The following is a 20,772-nucleotide window of genomic DNA, read 5'->3' on the forward strand; positions in this document are numbered from 1 at the left end:
TCGATAGGATAAAGACATGGCTGACATGTTTCTAGAGAAGTTCTGTTCCTTGGTTCCAAAATATTTGGAAGACCAGTGGAATGAAGCCGACGGGTTGAACAGCGAAGAGCTGAGCGAAGCCCTAGCGCAGTCCAAGGTTTCGATTCCTTTTGTGCTCGAAGAGTTCTACCGGGCCCTAGGCAACAATGAAGACTTCATGGAGGCCTACCACTACTTCTTCGACCCAGAAGAGCTGGAAATCGAAGACGGTCACCTGCTGTTCTTGGAAGACGAAGAAGAGAAGTTTGTCTGGGCGTTTAAGGCTTCACAGCTTGATGTTCCGGATCCAATTGTCTATCGCCGCAATAACGCCAAAGGTACCTGGACCAGTGAAGAAGGCACTTTCAGTGAATTCACGCTGGACATGTTCGCATGGGTCTTTGACGAGCTGGCTGCCGAACTGGAGGACTAGTGCTCCACCATTCCCATCAACCGGACGGCTACCAATGCCCATTTTGCGAATTGGTGCTTGACTTACCGTTCAGCCAAGACAACTTGTGCGCACCCACAGATCTGATTTATCAGACTGATCTGGTGGCCGCCATCATGGCTTGTGATGGGTTTGGTAATTACGGCGGGCATGCCATGATCATTCCCACCAAACATTTGGAAGCACTCTACGACCTAGACGACGCCACCGGTGCGGCGATCATGAAGGAAACCAAACGCGTGGCCTTGGCCATGAAATTAGCGTGGGATCCCGAAGGAACCAGTACCAGGCAACATAATGAACCGGCAGGAAACCAGCACGTCTGGCATTACCACCAGCATGTGTTCCCGCGGTATCACGATGATCAGTTGTACCAGCAGCTTCGCCACCGGGTCTCGGTTGAAGAACGAGCGATCAAAGCCAAAGAACTACGCGCGGCTCTATTCTCTAATGAGCATCCAGAGCCACTAACTGCTGCACAAGTTATCCGCTGAGCACCGGCGATGACCAAGCAAAAAATCCCCTGAAGAAATCAATCTTCAGGGGATTTTTCGTCTCAACATTCTTTAGGCGTCGCGGGTTACCACGGCGTCAGCGAAGGAGATCAAAGCTTGCTTCACGGTGCCCTCTGGCAACGGATTCAGCGCCTGGATCGCGGAATCTGCCCACTGACGGGCAACCTTCCACGCATCGTGGAGCGCGGTGTGCTCACGGACCGCTGCTACTGCTTGGGCCAAGGCCTCATCGGTAGTGAGGTCTGCATCAACCAGTGCCAGCGCAGCCTGTGCTTGTTCGTCTCCAGCCTCAGCAGCCTGACGCAACAGCAAGATTGGCAACGTCGGAACACCTTCGCGCAAATCAGTGCCCGGAGTCTTGCCCGAATCTGCCTTCTCGGACGCTAGGTCAATTACGTCGTCGGCAACTTGGAAGGCAACGCCAACCTTTTCACCGTACTCACGCAAGGTCTCAATAAATTCAGGTGCTCCACCAAAACGAGCGCCAAAGGCACCGGAGGTGGAAAGCAAAGAAGCGGTCTTATCGCTGATGACCTGGATGTGGTGCTCAATCGCGTCGTCGCCTTCACGCGGTCCGATGGATTCATGCAGCTGGCCTAGGCAGAGGCGCTCAAAGGTTCGCGACTGCCACATCACCGCTTCTGGTCCCAGATCTGCACCGAAGACCGAAGCCCGGGCGAAGATCAGGTCGCCAGCCAAGATGGCTACCGAGTTGCCCCAGACCTCGTGGGCGGTGGGGGCTCCACGACGTAGCGGAGCTGAGTCCATCACGTCATCGTGGTACAGGGTGGCCAGGTGGGTCAGCTCCACAATGGCGGCAGATTTGATGACCTCGTCGGTCACACCGTGGCCGAGCAGTGAGGTCAGCAGCACCAGCAATGGGCGCACGCGCTTACCGCCGGCTTCGACCAGGTGCCGGCTGGAGGCATCAATCAATGGATCGGAGTTAGCTAGCGCATCGCGCAATAGCTTCTCGACCTTTGCCATACCGATGGAAATAGCCGGACCAAAGTCCGGGTCCTCGGCCAGCATTGCAAAGCCCGAGGGAAGATTGATAGCCGCAGCTAATGCAGCGGTTTCAGGATTCAGCTCAATCGAGTCGGACACTTCGTGCCCGGCTGCGGTCCAGTTGCTCTTCGAATCAGTCACTGTTCTACGGCTTACTTATCTTTCATCGGGGCGGCCATCGCGGAATGCGAAGACTTCTGCGCCTGCATAATGCAGACAAACATCTCTTCACTCTAACCGATGCGGTCCACCGCTGGTGATCGGCACGACGCAACATTTTGCAGGTTGCAGGCCAGCGACCGAGCGGTTCGGTTTAGAGTTTACCGACTTAGGCTAACAGTTCTGCCAAGACCCGCCATATCTCACAGTCGTGACTGGGGACACCACCACCGCTTGAACCCCGGCATCCCGCGGTAGGCTTAGCCGTATCATGTCTGCAGAATCGTCCGTTCTTAGCGCCAGCGCCCATCAGGCGTCGGCTCCATCGCTGTCCAGCATCACCTTTGAATATCTTGATGCCCCGCAAACTCTGCTTGGCGACTCATTGCGTCACCGAAGCATGGTCTGGACCCGGAACGGGCATGGCTTGGTGGGTTTTGGCACCGCCGCCCGCCTGCACACCCACGGGGAGGAACGCTTCGCGCGGGCCCGCGCGTGGTTTGCACAGGTCATCGAGGCCGCGGACATCATTGATCCAATCAACCGGCCCGGTAGTGGTTTGGTCAGCTTTGGATCCTTCGCTTTCTCCTTTACCAGCGTTTTTGAATCGCGCATGATCATCCCGCAGCTGGTGGTTGGACGCGATGAGCAGGGCGCGTGGATTACCGTGACCGGCACCGCCGAGGAACTAAGAGATCTGACCTACGAGCAGGCTTTGGCCCGGGTCAACGCCGCCATGGAGGACGCGGCCATCGCTGCCACCGATCCAGGGGCTATCAAGCTCACCAGTGGACAGTTGACCGCAGGCTCCTATGTTGAAGCCGTACGCAAAGCACTGGGTCATTTTGAAGAGCGCGGAATCTCCAAGCTGGTGCTGGCTCGCGACGTACTAGCCCACAGCACCTCCCCCATCGATCTGTCCGCAGTGGCCCACGCCCTGACCGAACGTTACGCAGACTGCTGGACCTACAGTGTTGATGGCCTCGTGGGTGCCACCCCGGAAATGCTGGTTCGCGTCACCGATGGCCTGGCAGAAGCCCGCGTCTTGGCCGGCACGTTAGATCGTGCCGCAGCGGGAGCCGCAGACCCTGAGTTTGCCCAGCATCGACTCTTTGAAGATCCCAAGCAGCGTAATGAGCATCAGCTGGCCATCGATTCACTCACTGACTCGTTGAACCCAATCTCGCATGGCATGAGCGCACCCAAAGAACCATTTATTCTCCAGCTACCGAACGTCTGGCATCTAGCCAGCGACGTACGCGCACAGTTGCGTGCCGACGCAACAGGCGCCTTGCCCTCCGCTTTGGATGTAGCTGAGATTTTCCATCCCACCGCAGCGGTGTGCGGAACACCCACCAAGAAGGCCGGGGTGCTCCTGCGCGAGCTCGAAGGTTTGGACCGTGGACCTTACGCGGGCCCAGTGGGTTGGGTTGATAGCCGAGGCGACGGAGAATTTGGCATCGCCTTGCGCGGAGGAATCTTGGAAGACGAGAAACTCATGCGCCTCTACGCCGGATGTGGCATCGTTCCGGGTTCAGTGCCGGAGGATGAACTGGCAGAGTCTTGGGCAAAAATGCGCCCCATGCGCCAGGCCCTCGGCGCCGAGTAGGACGCAGATCACTTTTCGGTCAATTGTTTCACTCTCATGTTTCTTCAGCGTAAATTTTTCTTGCCCTCGATGACACTTGTGTGAAGTGCGTCTCTCGCTAGTGTTACCGCGGTTATGATTAGGGCATCGCAGTGATCCACTCGCAATGACCCGAAAGTAGGTTTTGATCCTATGCGCAGCCCTAAGAAAAAATTCGCCGCCGCTATCGCTCTCAGCTCCGTAGCACTCTTGGCAATGACCGCCTGCGGTTCCGATAGCAGCTCCGAATCCTCAGCGGATGGTGCATCCTTCCCGCTCAACCAGGGCAAGCTGACCGTCTGCTCGGATATCCCTTACGAGCCATTTGAATTTGTTAAAGACGGCAAGAACGTCGGCTTCGACATGGATGTTGCTGCAGAAATCGCCAAGGACGCCAAGCTGGATTTGAACGTCATCGACGCCAGCTTCGACTCCATCGAGTCGGGACTTTTCAGCACTCAGTGCGACATCGCAATTTCCTCGATCTCAATCACCGATGCACGTAAAGCCAAGATGGATTTCTCCACTCCATACATGGATGATGACCTGGTCTTGATCGCTAAGAACGGTTCGGGCATCACCGACCTCGCTTCAGCCACCGACAAAAAGGTTGGCGTTCAGCAGGCCACCACCGGTGAAAAGTATGGCAAAGAAAAAGGCCTGAAGAACATCGTAGGCTACGAGGATGCCGGTCTACAGACCCAGGCATTGCTTGCAGGACAGGTTGATGCCGTTCTGGGTAACCAGTCGGTCCTCGGCTACGCGGTGAAGGACAAAGCCGATTACAAGGCTGTGGCCAACTTCAAGACCGGTGAGCAGCTAGGTGTTGCCGTTCCTAAGGACAAGGCTGACACCTTGAAGCTGGTCAACGGAACCCTGAAGCGTCTGACCGATGCCGGCACCATGAAGGAACTGACCGTGAAGTGGTTCGGCGAAAAATAACTCGTCACTGAACACGCAATGATCTACCAGCGGGGGTTCACCGCCCAACCGACAAGCATGACCCGGTTGCAAGTGCGAACCCCCGCTACCTTTACGAGAGGTACAACCCCATGGCAATGACTACCAGTCAGCGTGCCCGTACGAGCAAGACCATTCAGATAGTTGTCTTTGTAGGCATCATCATCGCGTTGATTGCGATTATTGACTGGGATAAGGCCGCTTACGCGTTCTTCTCCTTTGACAAGCTCGGCCCGATGTTCCCGGACATGATTTTGGTCGGCCTGAAGAACACCATCTTCTACACGATCATTGCCTTCGCCTTTGGCTTGGCACTGGGTCTGATTCTGGCCCTATTGAAAACCGCGAGCTTCGCGCCCTATCGTTGGTTCGCCACCGCATTTATTGAATTCTTCCGTGGCATCCCCGCGATCCTCGTGCTCTTGGCTTTTGGATTTGGCTTGCCTCAAGCTTTTGGCACTACGTGGCCGCAGCCGGTGAACGTGATGTTCGCTTTGGGTCTGGTTTCCTCGGCTTATATCGCTGAAACCCTGCGTGCTGGTTTGCAGGCTGTCCCTAAGGGTCAGACCGAAGCAGCCCGTTCGCTGGGCATGCCAGCCTGGCGCGCAATGGTTACCATCGTCATCCCGCAGGCATTCAAGATTGTTTTGCCACCGATGACCAATGAGATCATCTTGCTCACCAAGGACACCTCGTTGGCATTTATTCTTGGCGCAGCCATGGCCCAGTACGAGATGACCAAGTTCGGCCGTGACGGTATCTCCCAGTTGGATGCAGGCCTCACCCCGCTGGTGGTTGCTGGCTTGTTCTACCTGGTTATCACCATTCCGTTGAGCTTGGTAGCCCGTAAATTCGAATCCCGCGCAGCGAAGACCAAGCGGTAGAGAGGACTTGAGAATGTCTACTGACACTAATCAAATTTCAGTCAATGCCGCGGGCGTGGAGATCACCGGACTGCGTAAGTCCTACGGTTCCAACGAAGTACTCAAGGGCATCGATCTGAAGGTTAAGCCGGGCGAAGTTGTTTGCCTGATTGGTCCTTCAGGTTCCGGAAAATCCACCTTGCTGCGTTGCGTCAACCTACTTGAGCAGCCCAACGGCGGCACGATCTTGGTCGGTGGCTTTGATGCCACCAACGTAGATGTCAATCTTGATCAGATGCGTCAAAAAGTTGGAATGGTTTTCCAGCAGTTCAACCTTTTCCCACACCTGACGGTGTTGGAAAACTGCACTGTTGCACCGATCAAGGTGCTCAAGCGCAAGAAGCTTGATGCGCAGAAGGTAGCTCACAGCCACCTCGAACGTGTTGGCTTGGGCGATTTTGGTGGTCGCTACCCTGACCAGCTTTCCGGTGGTCAGCAGCAGCGTGTGGCTATTGCCCGTGCACTGTCGATGGAACCGACGCTGATGCTCTTTGATGAGCCAACCAGTGCTTTGGATCCTGAGACGGTCGGTGAAGTTCTATCGATCATGAAGAATCTAGCCCAGGCGGGTATGACCATGCTTGTGGTCACCCACGAAATGGCTTTTGCTAAAGAAGTTGCTGACCGTGTGGTCTTCATGGACGGCGGTGTGGTGGTTGAAGAAGGCATTGCTTCGGAAGTCATTGGCAATCCGCAACAGCCTCGTACCCAGGATTTCCTGCGTCGAGTCTTGGACCCTACCCACGTGGATATCTAAGGCCCAAAGAAGCTAAAGAAGATCTATTGCAAAAGAATCCTCTGTCCCGACACCGAGTAGGTGTTCGGGGCAGAGGATTTTCTTGTCGAAAGAATCAGTGAACAGCTTAGGGCTCTGGCCAAACAAGGCTTGAGATGTGTTGATTGAGTCGTTGATTATCTGCCCGCAAGGTTTCACGGGAAGCCGGGACTTCGATGAGCCGCAGCGTCTTTTCCTCTGACTGGGTCAAGATATCTGAAAGTTGTGCTCTGGAGGTTGCCCGCTCATAGCGCCACCCATAAGCCTTGGCCAGCGACTGAACATCAAATTGTTGAGCAGTAGCAAACAAACGCTCGACCGCTTCGGCATAACGTCCCGAGTCATCCACCGCACCGTGCTCCAATGTGGAGAAAATGGCACCGCCACCATCGTTGTACACCACCACATCCAGTTGAGGTTGTGGCTCTGAAGGTGCCCACATCAAGGAGCTGGCGTCATGAGCGAAGGTGATATCTCCCATGACAGCGACAGTTCGCTGTCCACTGCCCACGGCCAAGCCCATGGCAGTAGAAATCGTGCCGTCAATTCCCGCTAAACCACGGTTGGCATACACCTTGGTGCCATGACTCTCGGTCGGCTTGGCAGCCAGATCAAAATCGCGAACGATATTAGATGAGCCGAGCAGTAGAACCTCCGGCTGGTTTTCCCAGAGCACTTCAGCCACGTCCAGCCCGTTGAGCGTGGACTCTTCGCCGTGCAACGCACGAATCTGCTGGGCGTGTCTATCTAGGTCTTGCCAGTTGGCCAGCCATTCCTCAGCGCCTACACCGGCAAACTCTACAAGCTGTTCCCAGCTATTGATCGGTTGCTCACGCCGCCGCCCTGGCTCATACCAAGGCGCTGGTGTCGGTTGCCAGATGGCACTGTCAATTCGAGGATCAGCTAAGAGTTTGGCTACAGGCCGGCTGAGCGTAGGACGCCCAAAAAGCACTACACGATCAATGTGTTCACTGCCCACGGCAATCAACGGCCGGTAATGAGTAATGGCATTTGTTGAAAAGCGTGCGTTGGACGAGGGCTCAGCAAAAAGTGGCAGACCTAAAAGTTGTGCAAACTCTGCTGCCTGCTCCCCCGCATCATGTCCTGCAACAACAACCGTGCGACGCAGTGGAAGGAATTGAGCACTCACGATTGCTGTTGATGATTGATTCACGACACCAGGCCATGTACCGGCCTGAATGTTGGTCCAGGGCTGAGAGCCAATCGTTTCGTCTTCACCTGGGATCAGCGGATCGCGAAATTGCAGGTTCAGCTGCACTGGGCCGGCCGGGTTCAGCTGACTACCGGCGAGCGCTATTAGCGCTTGATTCACTTGGGCTACAGGATCTTGGCCTGCTGGCACGTTGAGCGCGGCTCTGACGTGTTCGCCGAAGAGTGTCTTTTGTTTGGTGCTTTGGCTGGCGCCCGTGCCATGTAGTTCATCGGGCCGGTCCGCGGAGAGGACTAGCAGTGGTGTTGCCGTGTGGTTCGCCTCCATGACGGCTGGCAGCATCTGGCCGATGGCAGTACCACTGGTGGCAGCTACGGCTACCGGTGTTCTTGTGCTTTGCGCCAGACCTAAGGCCATGAAGGCGGCTGAACGCTCATCGATGCGCACATGGATGGTGAGCAGTCCTGCGTGCTCAGCTTCAGCGGCGGCATAGGCCAAGGGCGCGCTACGTGAGCCAGGAGAAATCACTAGATCTCGTACTCCCGCCTGGATCAGTGATCCGAGGACTTCACGAGCCGTGGTGATGGCGCGTTGCTCTTCTGGTTGCTGCAATCCCACGCGATGTGGCTCCTTCGATTCCTCAGCTTAGGCACTACCCCAAGTCTATGCCTTGGTACGCGCGCCGACTGCGAGGGTGCAACAAGACGCCGGTGAGATCTGCGAAACTCACAGATCTCACCGGCGTCTAATTACACGATGGCCGAAAGGCTACTTGTTTTTGCCCTTGCCCTTACCCTGGTTTTCAGTCTCTGCTTTGAAGACCTGAACCACGGTTGGACGTGGGCCGTAGAACTGGCCTGCGCCTGCTGCGGCTGGGTTCTCTAGGAAGTCAGGGAACAGCGAGCTTGGGGAGACGAAGGTGCCGCCTTCTCCCGGGTGCTGCACAGAGACGAAGACTGAGTTGTCTTTGTCATGGATCAGTGGGCCACAGGTTTCAGCGCCCGTTGGGACAGCCAAGAACTGTTCCACGCGGCCACGGTCCTTGCCGGTCAAGGTGACCTTGTGCAGTGCATCCGAGTAGCCGATGGTGCTTGGTGCGCCGTCGGTGGAGATCCACAAGTTGCCCTTTGAATCGAAGGCCAGGTTATCCGGGCAGGAAATTGGTGAGACCTTATCGGCAGGGTAACCAGAGAAGTACGTTGAACCGTTGACCTTCGGATCGCCTGCAACCAGCAGAATGTTCCAAGTGAACTTGGTGCTGGTGGCGTCGTTTCCTGCCTCGGTCAGTTCAATAATGTGTCCATCGCGGTTGGAAATGCGAGGGTTCGGCTCGGTTGCGCCTTCCTTGCCGGTCTTGCCACGATCAGAGTTGTTGGTCAGCGCCACGTACAGCTTTCCCGACAGCGGGCTTGGCTCCACGTCTTCTGGGCGGTCCATCTTGGTGGCGCCGAGCTTATCTGCTGCCAGACGGGTGTAAACCAAAACCTCTTCAACGCTCATGCCTTCAACCATGGACTTGCCGCCCTTGACCAATGGCAACCAGGTGCCGGTGCCGTCGAATGCGCCGTCCGATGGCAGTTCGCCGTTGCCGTCAATTTCGTTTGCTGGCGAGTTACCGGCGAACTTTGCGACGTAGAGGTCACCGTCGGAGAGCAAGCTCATGTTCTTCTTGCGGTCATGCTTGGAGTAGGTGCCCTTGGAGACAAACTTGTACAGGTACTCAAAGCGGGAGTCATCACCGGAGTAGGCAACAGCCTTACCATTCTTGGCGATGCGCACGTTGGCACCTTCATGCTTAAAGCGGCCCAAGTTGGTGTGCTTTACCGGGGTGGACTTTGGATCCTGTGGGTCAATTTCGATAACCCAGCCGAAGCGGTGTGCTTCGTTTTCATAACCTTCGTTGCTCAGGCCAAAGCGTGGGTCAGTATCTTCCCAACCGCGCTCGGTGGCTGCGGTGCCTATGCCGTAGCGTGCTTCTTCGGCAGTGCCCTTGCCCTTGAAGTACTGGTCAATGTTTTCTTCACCGGAAAGCACGGTGCCCCATGGGGTGGTGCCGCCGGAGCAGTTATTCAGGGTGCCCAGAACCTTGGTTCCGGTTGGGTCTGCAACGGTCTTGAGCAGATCGGCTCCAGCAGCAGGGCCATCTACCTTGAATTCAGTCTGTGCGGTGATGCGACGGTTACGTTCGCCGCCCTGGACGTAGCTCCACTGCTTGTCATGCTTCTTGCGCTTTACTTCTACAACGCTGAAACCGTGAGCGTTCATCGCGATGCGGCGAGCTTCGTCCTTGTTAGCTTCAAACCACGCAGCGTCAAACATCATGTCTTCGTTGGTGTATTCGTGGTTAGCTACCAGCACGCCGGTGCGGCCCGAGTACTTATCAACAATGATGTCTAGGTAATCGTTGTTGTAACCGAACTGTTCGGCCTGCTTCTTGGCGCTCTGTTTGGTGGCGTCAAACTGTGCGGTGTTCTTGAATAGCGGGTCACCCCAACGGATGATCGGAGCCCAATCGTAGCCTTCTGGAACGGTGAGGTTATCTACTGAACGAGACACCGGCTCAATGGCGTCAAAGGCCAGCTTCCCACCCTTGTCAGAACCGTTCTTTAGCGGCACCAATGGTGCGGCGGTGGCATCAGAGGCACCGAAGAACTGTGGTCCAACTACTAGCGCCGATGCACCGACGGCGCCTAGGCCAAGGATGCTGCGGCGAGACATTGCCTTATCGGCAATATCTTTGAAGTAGCCGTTGGACGAGGTATTGCAATCTGGCTTAACGCAGGCATCTCCACACTTAAAGTGGCAAGTAGCTGCGGAACGTCCGCCACGGGTGTGGCCTAGCATTGGCAAAAGGGTACGGGTTGGATTCATGATCCATCACTTCCTCAGTTAGGGCTCGCTGTCAGGGGAACGACTCGATATGAGGTTTTCACCCAGAAGTGTGCAAAATGCAACGCGTAAGTTAACTGCGGGGAAATAGATGGGTGCTACAGGCTAAGCATTCACCAGCTGCTCATAACATTGCTCAACTCTGCGTAGCCACCACTGAACTTTCGAGGCTTCAGGGCGTAGGTCCTGAAGCTTCTTGGCATCGGCTTCGATTCGACGCACCGGAAGGTAGCCGGCTTTGGCCAGCAATGGATCCGCGCATACGTCATCGGCTAATAATGTCCCGGTAGATAATCCGCAGGCGTAGGGCAGTTCTGGTAGCGCACTGGCTAGAGCTGCCGCTTGAGCTAGTCCTACCGAGGTGTCCAGAGCGCTAGAAACGACGACGTCTAGTTCAGCTTTCTTAGCAATATCCAGTACGGCCTGAATCCCACCCAGTGGCTGCGCCTTGATGACCATGAGATCTGCTGCGCCCAGCCGAGAAACTTCCAGCGGGTCTGTGTGCTTGCGCACTGCTTCATCGGCAGCGACCTTCAAATCAAAGCCTGCATTGCGCAATTTCTCACGAACTTCAGCCAAACCGGTGATGCCCGGTACTGGCTGTTCAGCATATTGCAGGTCGTACTCACTGAGGGCCTTGAGCGCATGGACCGCTTGCTCAATGTCCCAGCCCATATTTGCATCAACTCGCAAAGCGGCGTGAGGGTAAAGCCGACGGGCTTCGGCAACCCGGGCCAAGTCCTGGTCCAAGTCTTGTCCCTGTTCTGCCACCTTGATTTTGATGGTGTGTGGTGCATCGTAGCGTTCAAGTACGGCACCCACCTCGCTGGCTGGGACCGACGGCAGAGTTGCGTTGACGGGGATCAAAGTGCGAAGTGGTTCCGGGAATGGTTGGTAGGCAGCTTCGATGCCGGCAGCGAGCCAGCGGGAGGCTTCGTGGGCTCCATATTCAGGGAAGGCCGAGAATTCTCCCCACCCGGCCGGTCCTTTGATGAGCAGTGCTTCGCGCTGGGTGATTCCGCGGAATTTAACTCGCATGGGTAAGCGAACAACATGGCTGTTTGCCAACAGTTCTGCCAGCGGTGGAAGTTCAATGCTCATGTACCATAGCCTAGCGAGCGTGGGGATAATTACAGTCTTTTTGGGTGACGTTTGCACCAGTAATTGTGACAGTCTAGAAGCATGCCCCGCCATTCAGCAGCTCCGCACCCGCGCCACATTCGGTGGTGGTTGGCTCTCATCTTGTTGATAGCCCTGTTCTGCGTTGAATATGTCTTCTTTGTGCTGCTGCGCGCGGGTCAATGGGCCGATCAAGCAAGCTTCATGGCTTGGTCGCAGTGGTGGCCACGTACCGAGTTGCTGGATCCAGTGCGCCAGTTCTTGGATCTGCTTCCGGTGATCTGTGGTGTTGTTGCCGGAATCTTCTTGCTCTATCGAGTGATCAGAGACCGAAGTTTCATCAGGGCCATTGTCGCGATTCTCGGTGCGGCAGCAGCGTTGGGCACTACGCAGTTGCTCAAACATGAAATCTTGATTCGTCCGGACTTCAATTTTGGTACGACCGGAAACTCATTCCCTTCGGGACACACCACTGCTGCGGCAGCGGCCATGGGCTTGATGTATTTGATGTCCCCACCAAAACTTCGCCCAGTCATACAGCCTATTGTTTGGCTCTTTGCCACAGTCACCGGTGTGGCAACACTAGTGTGTGGTTGGCACCGCCCGAGCGACATCGCCGCTGGTTTTCTGGTCACTGCTTTTTGGATGGTTATCGCCAGCGTTGTATTACAACGGATTCAACCGCTGAGTCATGAAGTGCGCAAGACTGGCTGGTCCAGACGAGTTGGCGCGACCAGCATCATCGTGTGGGCCATCATCATCGGATTATCTTTCCTCTTACCTCACCCGCACATTCAGAAGATTCCCGAGACCTTACAGCTGACCTACGCAATCTTGGGCATTGCACATGTCGTCGCGGCATCACTGGTTACAGGGTTGGCGTTACGTTCTGTCGTGCTGGGGCCAATGCGCACCGTTGCGCAATAAGTGGTTCCTCGGGGTCACCAGCAAGGCCGTATTTAGGAATCATTCCTCTGCAGCAGTGCATTGAGTTTCTCGGCGCCACGTTCAGAGTGCGGAACCGTCACAGCAAATCGCGTTGAATTCTTCAGCTCAAAGGCCAGGCCTTCAAAACGTCGTAGGACCACCGCTGATCCACCGGGAAAGAAGCGCCATCCCCAGCCGCCCCACGTCATTGGGTCAATCTCGGTACTGGCCACCGACAGGATGTCAACCAGCTGGATGGTGCGCAAGGGGAACCCAAAGATTGCGGAGGCCACCTGCACCTGTTGGTCAGTGATAGTCACTCGGATCAAACAAAGTCCTAGGACTAGCGGACTAACGACCAGGCAAGTTACTAGACCGGTAATGGTGGCGGCCGAATTCACTTCACCCGGGCGGGCGATGAATTCGAAGAGAATATATAGCCCTACTCCAGCAATCAGTATCGCGAGCGCCCACATCCACCACGGGGCCTTCATCGTTTCACTAAATTTCTTGCCCCCAGCGCTCACATCGGGCTGGGGTGTAGATGCAGTTCTTCCCTGAGCTAGGTCGATACGTGTTTGTCGTTGAGCTTGCAGTTGCTTTGAATACGACTGGTAGACGCCGCAGATCCACAGTGGAGTGAGAGCTACCAGCGTGCAGAGCAACATGGGGAGCATCCAGATGCCGATGACGGCTGTCTCTGGTGTTTCGGCGAGCGCTGTTGGTATCACCGAGCCTACAAAAACTCCCACCGTGGTCCACGAAAGTAGTGAACCAACAAAGAGGAGCGTCAACAATAAGCCCGGCCTGCGCTGCTGAACTAATGAGCTCAAACCGAGGACGGTTCCTAGGATGCTCAGGCCAATGGCAACTGGCACAAATACTGCAGTGCGGGTGAATTCGTCAGGATAGGTCGATGACCAGTGCGTAGCGATGATCTCCGGCAGCTGATTAGCCAGCGGGAAGTAAATGCCGAACACGATGAAGACCGGAAGAATCAAGATCAGGTATACCCATGGACGGTTCTTCACTGCATGCCTGGTCATCTTCATCTCGTTTCCATAGTCCAGTTGATCGGCTCCGTGGTTGGTGGAGTCATTTACCAGCCGCATCTACTTCAACAAGGTGCGTAGATGTATTTCCATGCTATCAACACTAATCTGACATGGAACTAAATGATCGATCAATACTGAAATATCAGCATTAAGGATGATCCCCGCCGAACCCGTTTCAACTTGGGTTCGACAGGGATCATCGATGCCACTCAGCAACTGAGTAGTTCAGTGACAGCGCAGCACTACTAGAGCGTCGCCAGGGCCCGCTTGGGATCCGTCATTGCATCAGCAACAAATCGCAAGAACCCGGCAGCGGTGCCACCATCACAGACACGGTGATCAAAACTGAGCGTCAGCTCGCAGATCGAGCGGACCTTAAGTTTGCCGTTGACCACCCATGGCTTCTCGATAATGCGCCCCAGCCCCAGGATCGCAGCCTCCGGGTAATTAATAATGGCAGCCGAACCATCAACGTTGAAGACCCCGTAGTTGTTGATCGTGAAGGTGCTACCCGACAAGTCGGACACGCCGGCCTTGCCCTCGCGGGCAACCGTAGCCAAACGAGCAAACTCGGCAGAGAGCTCTTGGGCATTGAGCTTATGAGCGTCCCGTACATTGGGCACAACTAAACCGCGCTCGGTCTGAGCCGCAAATCCTAGATTCACTCCCTCAAATACGGTGTGCCGCAATCCCCCATCAGTCTCGACATCAATACGACTGTTCAATTCAGGGAAACGCTGCAGCCCTGCCACGGCAAAACGCGAAATCAAAGCTATGACGCTAGGCGCCTGACCATCGGCTTCCTTGATCTTGGTGCGCAGCTTCAACAGTTTGGTGACATCTACATCCACCCACACTGTCGCTTCGGGAATTTCACGGCGGGAAGTGCTCATGGCGTTGGCAATGGTCTTGCGTACCCCGGAGAGCACCTGCGAAGAAGCTACCGGCAATCCGGTACGTGAGTCTGCATCCACAGTGCCTGTCGAAAGTTTCGGCTTCGCGGCCGTGCTCGAAGTGCTTGGCTGCGTAGCGGTAGCAGTCGTCGCAGGCGCTTGACTTGCAGCAGCAACGGCAGCTTCCACATCAGTGCGCAGGATCAGACCCTCTGGGCCGGTGCCTTGCACGGTAGAAATGTCCAGAGAATTCTCTCGGGCCAGCTTACGAACCAGCGGGTTGACTACACGAACTGCTTCAGCAGGAGCCTTCGCTGCTGATGCGCCACTAGCGCCCAGCCCGCGAGGTTTACGCCTCCGACTAGTTTTGCGCTGAGCTGAGCCAGTGCCATAGCCGATGAGGACATTGCCACTGCCTTCTTCGTCGTGCTCTGCCTCGCCACTTGGGTCAACAGATTCACCAGCAGGGGCCTGTGTTCCTGCAAGTTCTTCTTCGCGATAGGACTGTGCGCGCTCGCCGGATGGTTCCCCAGTCTGCGGTGCATCCTCGCCGCCGGTGTTCACGGAGATGAACGGCTCATCTACCAGCATCATCTGGCCAGCTTCACCGTGCAGCGTGGAGACTACGCCTTCAAAGGGAGACGGAATCTCCACCAAAGACTTGGCGGTTTCGACTTCTGCGATGGGTTGGTCCACGGCGACAGTGTCGCCAGCAGCCACAATCCATCGGACCAGCTCTACTTCGGTCAGTCCCTCGCCGAGGTCAGGTAATAGGAAAGTCTTGATACTCATTTAGGCCTCCCACTGGAGTTGATCAACGGCGTCGAGAATTCCTTCCGCACTGGGCAGGTGGTATTTTTCCAAAGTTGGTGCCGGGTATGGGATATCAAATCCGGTGACCCTCAAGACTGGAGCTGCCAGAGAGTGGAAGCACCTTTCTTGGACGCGGGCAACAATTTCACTGGCCACTGAGGCGAAGCCCTGAGCTTCGGCAATCACGATAGCTCGCCCAGTTTTGCGTACCGAGGCACAGACGGTCTCATCGTCAAACGGAACGATGCTGCGCACGTCGATAACTTCTAAGTTGAGGCCTTCTTCAGCTGCCATCTTGGCTGCTGCCAAAGCGGTGGAGACACTTGGGCCGTAGGTGATCAGCGTGGCGTCGCTACCGGCACGCGCAATACGAGCTCGGCCTTCAGTTTTTGCGCTCTTTTTTGCTTCGTATTCCTGTGCCAGCTGCTCAAGGTCTACCTGTTCCTTAGACCAGTAGAGCTTCTTTGGTTCAAAGAAAACTACCGGATCATCGGAATCAATGGCTTCGCGGAGCATCAGGTAGGCGTCCTCAACACAGGACGGAGTGAACACCTTCAGTCCAGGAGTGTGAGCGTAATAGCCTTCCGACGAATCGCAGTGGTGCTCTACACCGCCAACTCCTCCGGCATAAGGGATACGAATGACCATCGGCAGGCTGAGCTTGCCTTGGGTGCGGTTACGCATCTTAGCCACGTGCGAGGCTACCTGCTCAAAAGCGGGGTAAGCGAAAGCATCAAACTGCATTTCAATAACTGGGCGCATACCGTTGATGGCCATGCCCACAGCCATTCCGACGATGCCAGATTCTGCCAGTGGGGTGTCAAAGCAGCGGTCAGCTCCGAAGCGTGCGGTGAGCCCATCGGTAATACGGAAGACTCCCCCAAGGGTTCCGACATCCTCACCAAAAATGACTACTGAATTATCGGCCACCAGGCCATCGGCGAGAGCCGTATTCAGTGCCTTACCAAAGGTCACTGGCTGGTTTCCATTAGCGGCTTTGGCGGCAGCACGCGCGGTGGCAGCACTGACGTTCGGGTTGACGCGCGAAGTAGTGGCAGTCATTCTAGGCCTCCTCGCGGTCTAGTTCGTCAGCAAGCAATGCTTGCTGTTCGGCGAGCTGAGTGCTCTTGGTGGAATAAACATGTTCAAAGAGTTCGCGCGGATCGGTGTTGGCATCCTGATTCATGCCATCACGCAAGGTCTTGGCCACCGCTTCGGCGTCCTCGGAGATCTTGGCAACGGTCTCCTCGGTGAGCAGTCCGGCATCTTCCAGATACGCCTTCATGCGGGTCACTGGGTCTTTGGCAATCCAGGCCTGAACCTCGGAGTCCTCGCGGTAACGCTTGTCGTCGTCAGCGTTGGTGTGCGCCTGCATGCGGTAGGTGTGAGCCTCAATGAGCAGTGGGCCGTTGCCTTCGCGGGCCATGCGTACTGCTCGGGTCATGATGGCCATCAATGCCATCAGGTCATTGCCGTCTACCCGCTCACCGGCCATGCCGTAACCCACTGCCTTGTGGGCCAGCGATGGTGCGGCGCTCTGATGTGAGAGTGGGACAGAGATGGCGTACTTGTTGTTTTGTACAAAGAAGATGACCGGCAGGTTGAAGACCGCAGCAAAGTTCAGTGCTTCGTGGAAGTCGCCTTCACTAGTAGCTCCGTCGCCACACATGGCCACAACAACCGTGTTTTCACCGCGCAGCTTGGCGGCGTGAGCAACGCCCACTGCGTGCAGTAGCTGAGTGGTCAATGGCGTTGACATGGGCGCGCATTTGTAGGCCTTCGGGTCGTAACCACAGTGCCACTCGCCTCGGAAGCTAGTCATGACTTCCATCGGGGCAACGCCCTTGGTTAGCACGGCTACAGTGTCTCGATAGGTTGGGAAGAGCCAGTCGTTGTCATCTAGGCAGAGCGCGGCAGCAATTTGGCAGGCTTCTTGCCCGTGGCTTGATGGGTAAACAGCCATTCGGCCCTGGCGGACCAGGGCGGAGTTTTGGTCGTTGACTCGACGTCCGGTGACCAGTGCGGCATAGGCTTCCATGAGCCGAGCAGGACTTGGCAGCGGATATTCGTGACCTGGTTCGGTACCCTGCTCATTGTCCGGACGGAGTGATCCATCTGGATTCAACAAGTTGATCATGTGCCGCGCTGGCAACATGTAGTCCTCGGGGGTAATGCCGAACTTTTTGCTGACTTCAGAGATGCGAGCTGAGGATGCGTCCGCGCTCATGTTCTCCCACCTTTCTCTTCTGTGACTCAGCCCTCTAGGCGCACGCCCTGTGACTCAGTTCACCTAAACATCATTTGCAACTAATTATGCGTATCGATTGCATTCTGTATCCACTCAGCCGGAGAATCGTGGAAAGTTGAGACGCAGATACGTATACTTGTGGACGAAACGTTTCAATAAAATGTGTTTGATCGAGAGGCGTCAGACACATTGAAAAGGAGAATCATGGCCGCGGAAGTGGAGCTAAAACTTGACGAGGTTGACCGCGCCATCTTGGCCGAGCTCACCAAGGATGGTCGCCAGTCAGTAACCACGGTTGCGCAGAAGGTTCACGTGTCTCGTGCCCACGCCTATTCGCGCATCGCCAAGCTGCAAGATGCTGGAGTTATCACTCGTTACACGGCGGTCATCGACCCGGTGAAGGCCGGCCTAAAAGCCAGCGCCTACGTCACCCTCAAGCTTCGTCAGCATTCGTGGCGCGAACTACGCGACCACCTAGCTTCAATCCCTGAAGTCCAACATATTGGCCTCGTGGGTGGAAATTTTGATGTGATCCTGCTGGTGCGAGCAACAGACAATTTGGACCTGCGTCGTGTGGTCTTCGAAGAATTACAGGCACTGCCGACGGTGCTTGATACCCAAACGCACCTGATTTTTGAGGATACAGACACCCGATAAAGACAAACTGCCCGCCTGTATCAAAACTTCGGTCTCCCAAAGCCTTGGAACAGGCAGGCAGTTTCAAGCGGATCAAGTCACTGGCTTGCCACGGGTTTTATTTCTTCCCATAAAAGACCGGCGGGCGTTTGTCTTGGAAGGACTTGAACCCCTCCGCGTAGTCAGGCGTATCGCACAAGGCTGCCTGCGCACGGTTTTCAGTTTTCATTGAAGCCCAGAGTCCAACTCGCTGATCCCGTATTTCTTGGACCAGTCGCTTTGACTCAACAAACGCCTGCGTTGCCCCTTGGGCCACTTTGCCAATCAGCTCTTCACCGCGTTCCACCAAGTCCTCTGACGGGAAAGCACGCGAAAATAATCCGGATTTCACGGCTTCTGCCCCGGAAATCAGTTCAGCGGTATAGATCATGTCCAGGGTGCGGTGCGCTCCGAGTCGCTCGGTGAAAAGCCAATGCCCACCCGAATCCAATGTTGCTCCCAGATTGGCAAACGGTGAACCAATTTTTGCGTTCTCTGCCACGTACACAACGTCCGTAGCGATGGCCAAGCCCAGACCAACACCCAGACACGCACCCTGAACCAAAGCGAAGGTCGGCGCCGGAAGATTCGACATCTTCTCTAAGAGTGGCTGCACTTTGCCATCCAAATACCCAATGACATCATCATCGGCAGGGTTCACTGCAGAAATATCTCTTCCGGCACAGAAGCCACGACCAGCGCCGGTCAGCACCAACGCCCGAACACTGCCATCGGCCACGCCAGCAGCAGCCTGGTCGTAGGCGAGCGACAACTCGTCTAGGGCAGCTACATCAAGGGAGTTCATTTTCTGTGGAGCATTAAGCACAACTCGGGCAATTGAATCGGCAATCGTCAATTCGATCATGAGTGATTCCTTGCTTTCCTAAGCGTCAAAATCGACGGCCAGTTTTTCGCTGGTCGGATGTGATTGGCAGGTGAGCACGTAACCGGCTTCAACTTCTTCTGGCTCCAGCGCATAGTTTTCAGCCATGGTCACTGATCCGCAGGTCACCTTGGCACGGCAGGTTCCGCAGACTCCGCCAGCACAGGCGAACGGGACATCTTGGCGAACACGCAGAGCAGCGTTTAACACGGTTTCGTTGGCTCGCACCGGCGAGGTAACTTCGCCTTTGAGGCCATCGAGGTTGAAGCTGATCTCGTAGCTTTCCTCATTCTCTTCCACCACCACGGGTCGGCCAATATGGCCTTGCGGCTTGGATGGTTCACCGGTGGTAAATAGTTCAAAACGAACCTTCTGCGCTGGTACTCCTAGCGCAGTCAGTTGGTCTCTGACCAGCTGGACCAGTTCGAATGGTCCGCATAGGAACCACTCGTCCACACTGGGTGCTTGCACCACATTGGTGAGCAAGGAGCTTAGCTTTTCTGCGTCGATACGACCAGAGAGTAACGGTGAAATCCGCTGTTCACGACTCAGCACGTGGTGCAGTGCCATGCGTGATGGGTACCGGTCTTTGAGGTCTGCCAGCTCTTCAAGGAACATGACATCCATGGCGGCTTTGTTCGCATAAATCAGATCAAAGCGGCTGTGCTCGTTGGCTTCCAGGATCGTACGAGCGATTGCTAGAACCGGAGTAATCCCTGAGCCGGCAGCCACTGCAACAAAGCGATCTTGTGTGGTGGTGTTGATCTTTGAAGGATCATTAATCTCAGTGAGTTTGTGCTTGGAAATGAAGGCACCAGCCGGACTCATCACGTCAATCTGCTCACCTGCGGCCAGTTCCTCGTTGGCCCAGGTGGAGAACAAACCACCAAGGTCACGCTTGATAGCTACCTTGATTTCATCCCCGGTGGGCGCGGCGCAAATTGAGTAAGAACGGCGCAGTTCCACCAATTCGCCCGCGGCGTTGGGAAGCTTCTTGCGAAGGGCCACGTACTGTCCGGCGACATAGTCATATTCTTCGCTGAGTTCTTCAGGGATAGCGAAGGTGACTTCAATGGCGTCTTTGGTCAGGCGACGCACATTCGAAACGGTGAGACGGTGAAAAGCGGCTCTGCGTCGAGCCGAAGTTTGTAGATCGGTCATGAAAGTACCTTGAAGTAGTCGAAGGGCTCTAAACAGTCTTTGCAGGTGTAGAGCGCTTTACATGAAGTGGAGGCAAAGCGGGCCAGCTCACGGGTATTCAACGAATGGCACCGAGGACATTTCACACTCATACCCAGGGTGATTCGCCCGGCGTGGCCTTGGCCGGTAGGAGGAGCGATCCCATACTCTTCGAGTTTTCGTTTGCCATCTTCGCTCATCCAGTCCGTGGACCAGGCAGGGCTCAGCACCAGCTTGATCTGGACCTGATGATATCCGGCGTCGCTAAAGGCCGAATACAGGTCTTCACTGATCACGTCCATAGCCGGGCATCCAGAATAGGTCGGGGTGATCACTACCTGTACTGTGCCGTCTTCGGCGGCGGTGACCTCGCGCAGAATCCCAAGGTCCACAATGGACAGCACAGGTATCTCCGGATCATGAACCTTCGCGGCGATGGCGAACAGCTCGTTGGTGTCAGCGATCAGCTTATTCAAGACTGCTC

The 20,772-nt window shown here is 55.6% G+C and carries 19 protein-coding genes; 8 read left to right on the top strand and 11 right to left on the bottom strand.

Annotated elements, in window-relative coordinates:
• Window positions 1-16: 16 nt before the first annotated feature.
• Together AC1Z3F_RS09325 and AC1Z3F_RS09330 are read left to right on the top strand one after the other, a co-directional pair.
• Window positions 17-451 carry a hypothetical protein gene (locus AC1Z3F_RS09325; protein WP_131088842.1) on the top strand — a complete coding sequence of 145 codons (435 nt, stop codon included), beginning with the start codon at window positions 17-19 and terminating at the stop codon, window positions 449-451.
• Window positions 451-963 (top strand): HIT family protein, encoded by a 513-nt coding sequence (locus tag AC1Z3F_RS09330; RefSeq protein ID WP_131088843.1) that lies wholly within the window; start codon window positions 451-453, stop codon window positions 961-963. The genes AC1Z3F_RS09325 and AC1Z3F_RS09330 overlap by 1 nt, the downstream gene beginning before the upstream one ends.
• Before the next feature lie 72 nt (window positions 964-1,035).
• Here AC1Z3F_RS09330 and AC1Z3F_RS09335 read toward each other — a convergent pair whose 3' ends face one another.
• Complete coding sequence (locus AC1Z3F_RS09335; protein WP_131088844.1) at window positions 1,036-2,133, bottom strand: polyprenyl synthetase family protein; 1,098 nt, start codon at window positions 2,131-2,133, stop codon at window positions 1,036-1,038.
• Between the two features lie 289 nt (window positions 2,134-2,422).
• Between AC1Z3F_RS09335 and AC1Z3F_RS09340 the strand changes: the two genes are divergently transcribed.
• The 4 genes from AC1Z3F_RS09340 to AC1Z3F_RS09355 all read left to right on the top strand — a co-directional run bounded on the left by AC1Z3F_RS09340 (window position 2,423) and on the right by AC1Z3F_RS09355 (window position 6,418).
• Window positions 2,423-3,760, top strand: coding sequence for an isochorismate synthase (locus AC1Z3F_RS09340; protein WP_262199572.1), 1,338 nt, complete (start codon window positions 2,423-2,425; stop codon window positions 3,758-3,760).
• A gap of 171 nt (window positions 3,761-3,931) precedes the next feature.
• On the top strand, window positions 3,932-4,720 hold the full coding sequence (locus tag AC1Z3F_RS09345) for an ABC transporter substrate-binding protein (protein ID WP_444613969.1): 789 nt from the start codon (window positions 3,932-3,934) through the stop codon (window positions 4,718-4,720).
• 110 nt (window positions 4,721-4,830) lie between these two features.
• On the top strand, window positions 4,831-5,622 hold the full coding sequence (locus AC1Z3F_RS09350) for an amino acid ABC transporter permease (protein ID WP_131088847.1): 792 nt from the start codon (window positions 4,831-4,833) through the stop codon (window positions 5,620-5,622).
• A gap of 13 nt (window positions 5,623-5,635) precedes the next feature.
• Window positions 5,636-6,418, top strand: a complete 783-nt coding sequence (locus AC1Z3F_RS09355) for an amino acid ABC transporter ATP-binding protein (RefSeq protein WP_483565593.1) — start codon at window positions 5,636-5,638, stop codon at window positions 6,416-6,418.
• A 106-nt stretch (window positions 6,419-6,524) separates the two neighbouring features.
• Here AC1Z3F_RS09355 and menD read toward each other — a convergent pair whose 3' ends face one another.
• From menD to AC1Z3F_RS09370, 3 genes are all read right to left on the bottom strand, one after another.
• Window positions 6,525-8,225, bottom strand: a complete 1,701-nt coding sequence (gene menD / locus AC1Z3F_RS09360) for a 2-succinyl-5-enolpyruvyl-6-hydroxy-3-cyclohexene-1-carboxylic-acid synthase (protein WP_483565594.1) — start codon at window positions 8,223-8,225, stop codon at window positions 6,525-6,527.
• Window positions 8,226-8,375: 150 nt separating this feature from the next.
• Entirely contained in the window at window positions 8,376-10,478 is a 2,103-nt protein-coding gene (locus tag AC1Z3F_RS09365) for a PhoX family protein (RefSeq protein WP_483565595.1), read from the bottom strand.
• A gap of 123 nt (window positions 10,479-10,601) precedes the next feature.
• A complete protein-coding gene (locus AC1Z3F_RS09370) occupies window positions 10,602-11,597 on the bottom strand; it encodes an o-succinylbenzoate synthase (RefSeq protein ID WP_483565596.1) in 996 nt (331 codons plus the stop codon).
• An 81-nt stretch (window positions 11,598-11,678) separates the two neighbouring features.
• Here AC1Z3F_RS09370 and AC1Z3F_RS09375 point away from each other — a divergent pair, with 81 nt between their 5' ends.
• On the top strand, window positions 11,679-12,542 hold the full coding sequence (locus AC1Z3F_RS09375; RefSeq protein ID WP_483565597.1) for a phosphatase PAP2 family protein: 864 nt from the start codon (window positions 11,679-11,681) through the stop codon (window positions 12,540-12,542).
• 32 nt (window positions 12,543-12,574) lie between these two features.
• Here AC1Z3F_RS09375 and AC1Z3F_RS09380 read toward each other — a convergent pair whose 3' ends face one another.
• The 4 genes from AC1Z3F_RS09380 to pdhA form a co-directional block, all read right to left on the bottom strand.
• Entirely contained in the window at window positions 12,575-13,588 is a 1,014-nt protein-coding gene (locus AC1Z3F_RS09380; protein WP_483565598.1) for a hypothetical protein, read from the bottom strand.
• A 254-nt stretch (window positions 13,589-13,842) separates the two neighbouring features.
• Window positions 13,843-15,282 (bottom strand): dihydrolipoamide acetyltransferase family protein, encoded by a 1,440-nt coding sequence (locus tag AC1Z3F_RS09385; RefSeq protein ID WP_483565599.1) that lies wholly within the window; start codon window positions 15,280-15,282, stop codon window positions 13,843-13,845.
• The gene (locus tag AC1Z3F_RS09390) at window positions 15,283-16,365 is read right to left on the bottom strand and encodes an alpha-ketoacid dehydrogenase subunit beta (protein ID WP_483565600.1); all 1,083 of its coding nucleotides are present in this window, start codon (window positions 16,363-16,365) and stop codon (window positions 15,283-15,285) included.
• A 1-nt stretch (window position 16,366) separates the two neighbouring features.
• A complete protein-coding gene (gene pdhA / locus AC1Z3F_RS09395) occupies window positions 16,367-17,530 on the bottom strand; it encodes a pyruvate dehydrogenase (acetyl-transferring) E1 component subunit alpha (protein WP_483565601.1) in 1,164 nt (387 codons plus the stop codon).
• Window positions 17,531-17,755: 225 nt separating this feature from the next.
• On the opposite strand from pdhA, the gene AC1Z3F_RS09400 reads away from it, so the two are divergent.
• Window positions 17,756-18,208: an Lrp/AsnC family transcriptional regulator gene (locus AC1Z3F_RS09400; protein WP_131088856.1), complete on the top strand. Its 453-nt coding sequence runs from the start codon at window positions 17,756-17,758 to the stop codon at window positions 18,206-18,208.
• 97 nt (window positions 18,209-18,305) lie between these two features.
• On the opposite strand, the gene AC1Z3F_RS09405 is transcribed toward AC1Z3F_RS09400, so the two are convergent.
• From AC1Z3F_RS09405 to paaD, 3 genes are read right to left on the bottom strand one after another with little or no spacing between them, the layout of a single operon-like run.
• The gene (locus tag AC1Z3F_RS09405; RefSeq protein ID WP_444613978.1) at window positions 18,306-19,091 is read right to left on the bottom strand and encodes an enoyl-CoA hydratase/isomerase family protein; all 786 of its coding nucleotides are present in this window, start codon (window positions 19,089-19,091) and stop codon (window positions 18,306-18,308) included.
• An 18-nt stretch (window positions 19,092-19,109) separates the two neighbouring features.
• Window positions 19,110-20,270: a 1,2-phenylacetyl-CoA epoxidase subunit PaaE gene (gene paaE / locus AC1Z3F_RS09410; protein WP_483565602.1), complete on the bottom strand. Its 1,161-nt coding sequence runs from the start codon at window positions 20,268-20,270 to the stop codon at window positions 19,110-19,112.
• Complete coding sequence (gene paaD, locus AC1Z3F_RS09415; RefSeq protein WP_483565603.1) at window positions 20,267-20,764, bottom strand: 1,2-phenylacetyl-CoA epoxidase subunit PaaD; 498 nt, start codon at window positions 20,762-20,764, stop codon at window positions 20,267-20,269. The genes paaE and paaD overlap by 4 nt, the downstream gene beginning before the upstream one ends.
• Window positions 20,765-20,772: the final 8 nt, after the last annotated feature.

This window comes from Glutamicibacter sp. MOO4 (assembly GCF_056934395.1).

Coding starts and splice junctions, on each gene's coding strand:
- AC1Z3F_RS09350 (WP_131088847.1), top strand. CDS start 4,831: ATGGCAATGACTACCAGTCAGCGTGCCCGTACGAGCAAGACCATTCAG.
- AC1Z3F_RS09340 (WP_262199572.1), top strand. CDS start 2,423: ATGTCTGCAGAATCGTCCGTTCTTAGCGCCAGCGCCCATCAGGCGTCG.
- AC1Z3F_RS09390 (WP_483565600.1), bottom strand. CDS start 16,365: ATGACTGCCACTACTTCGCGCGTCAACCCGAACGTCAGTGCTGCCACC.
- AC1Z3F_RS09345 (WP_444613969.1), top strand. CDS start 3,932: ATGCGCAGCCCTAAGAAAAAATTCGCCGCCGCTATCGCTCTCAGCTCC.
- AC1Z3F_RS09405 (WP_444613978.1), bottom strand. CDS start 19,091: ATGATCGAATTGACGATTGCCGATTCAATTGCCCGAGTTGTGCTTAAT.
- AC1Z3F_RS09365 (WP_483565595.1), bottom strand. CDS start 10,478: ATGAATCCAACCCGTACCCTTTTGCCAATGCTAGGCCACACCCGTGGC.
- AC1Z3F_RS09385 (WP_483565599.1), bottom strand. CDS start 15,282: ATGAGTATCAAGACTTTCCTATTACCTGACCTCGGCGAGGGACTGACC.
- AC1Z3F_RS09375 (WP_483565597.1), top strand. CDS start 11,679: ATGCCCCGCCATTCAGCAGCTCCGCACCCGCGCCACATTCGGTGGTGG.
- paaE (WP_483565602.1), bottom strand. CDS start 20,270: ATGACCGATCTACAAACTTCGGCTCGACGCAGAGCCGCTTTTCACCGT.
- AC1Z3F_RS09355 (WP_483565593.1), top strand. CDS start 5,636: ATGTCTACTGACACTAATCAAATTTCAGTCAATGCCGCGGGCGTGGAG.
- AC1Z3F_RS09370 (WP_483565596.1), bottom strand. CDS start 11,597: ATGAGCATTGAACTTCCACCGCTGGCAGAACTGTTGGCAAACAGCCAT.
- AC1Z3F_RS09380 (WP_483565598.1), bottom strand. CDS start 13,588: ATGACCAGGCATGCAGTGAAGAACCGTCCATGGGTATACCTGATCTTG.
- AC1Z3F_RS09325 (WP_131088842.1), top strand. CDS start 17: ATGGCTGACATGTTTCTAGAGAAGTTCTGTTCCTTGGTTCCAAAATAT.
- AC1Z3F_RS09400 (WP_131088856.1), top strand. CDS start 17,756: ATGGCCGCGGAAGTGGAGCTAAAACTTGACGAGGTTGACCGCGCCATC.
- pdhA (WP_483565601.1), bottom strand. CDS start 17,530: ATGAGCGCGGACGCATCCTCAGCTCGCATCTCTGAAGTCAGCAAAAAG.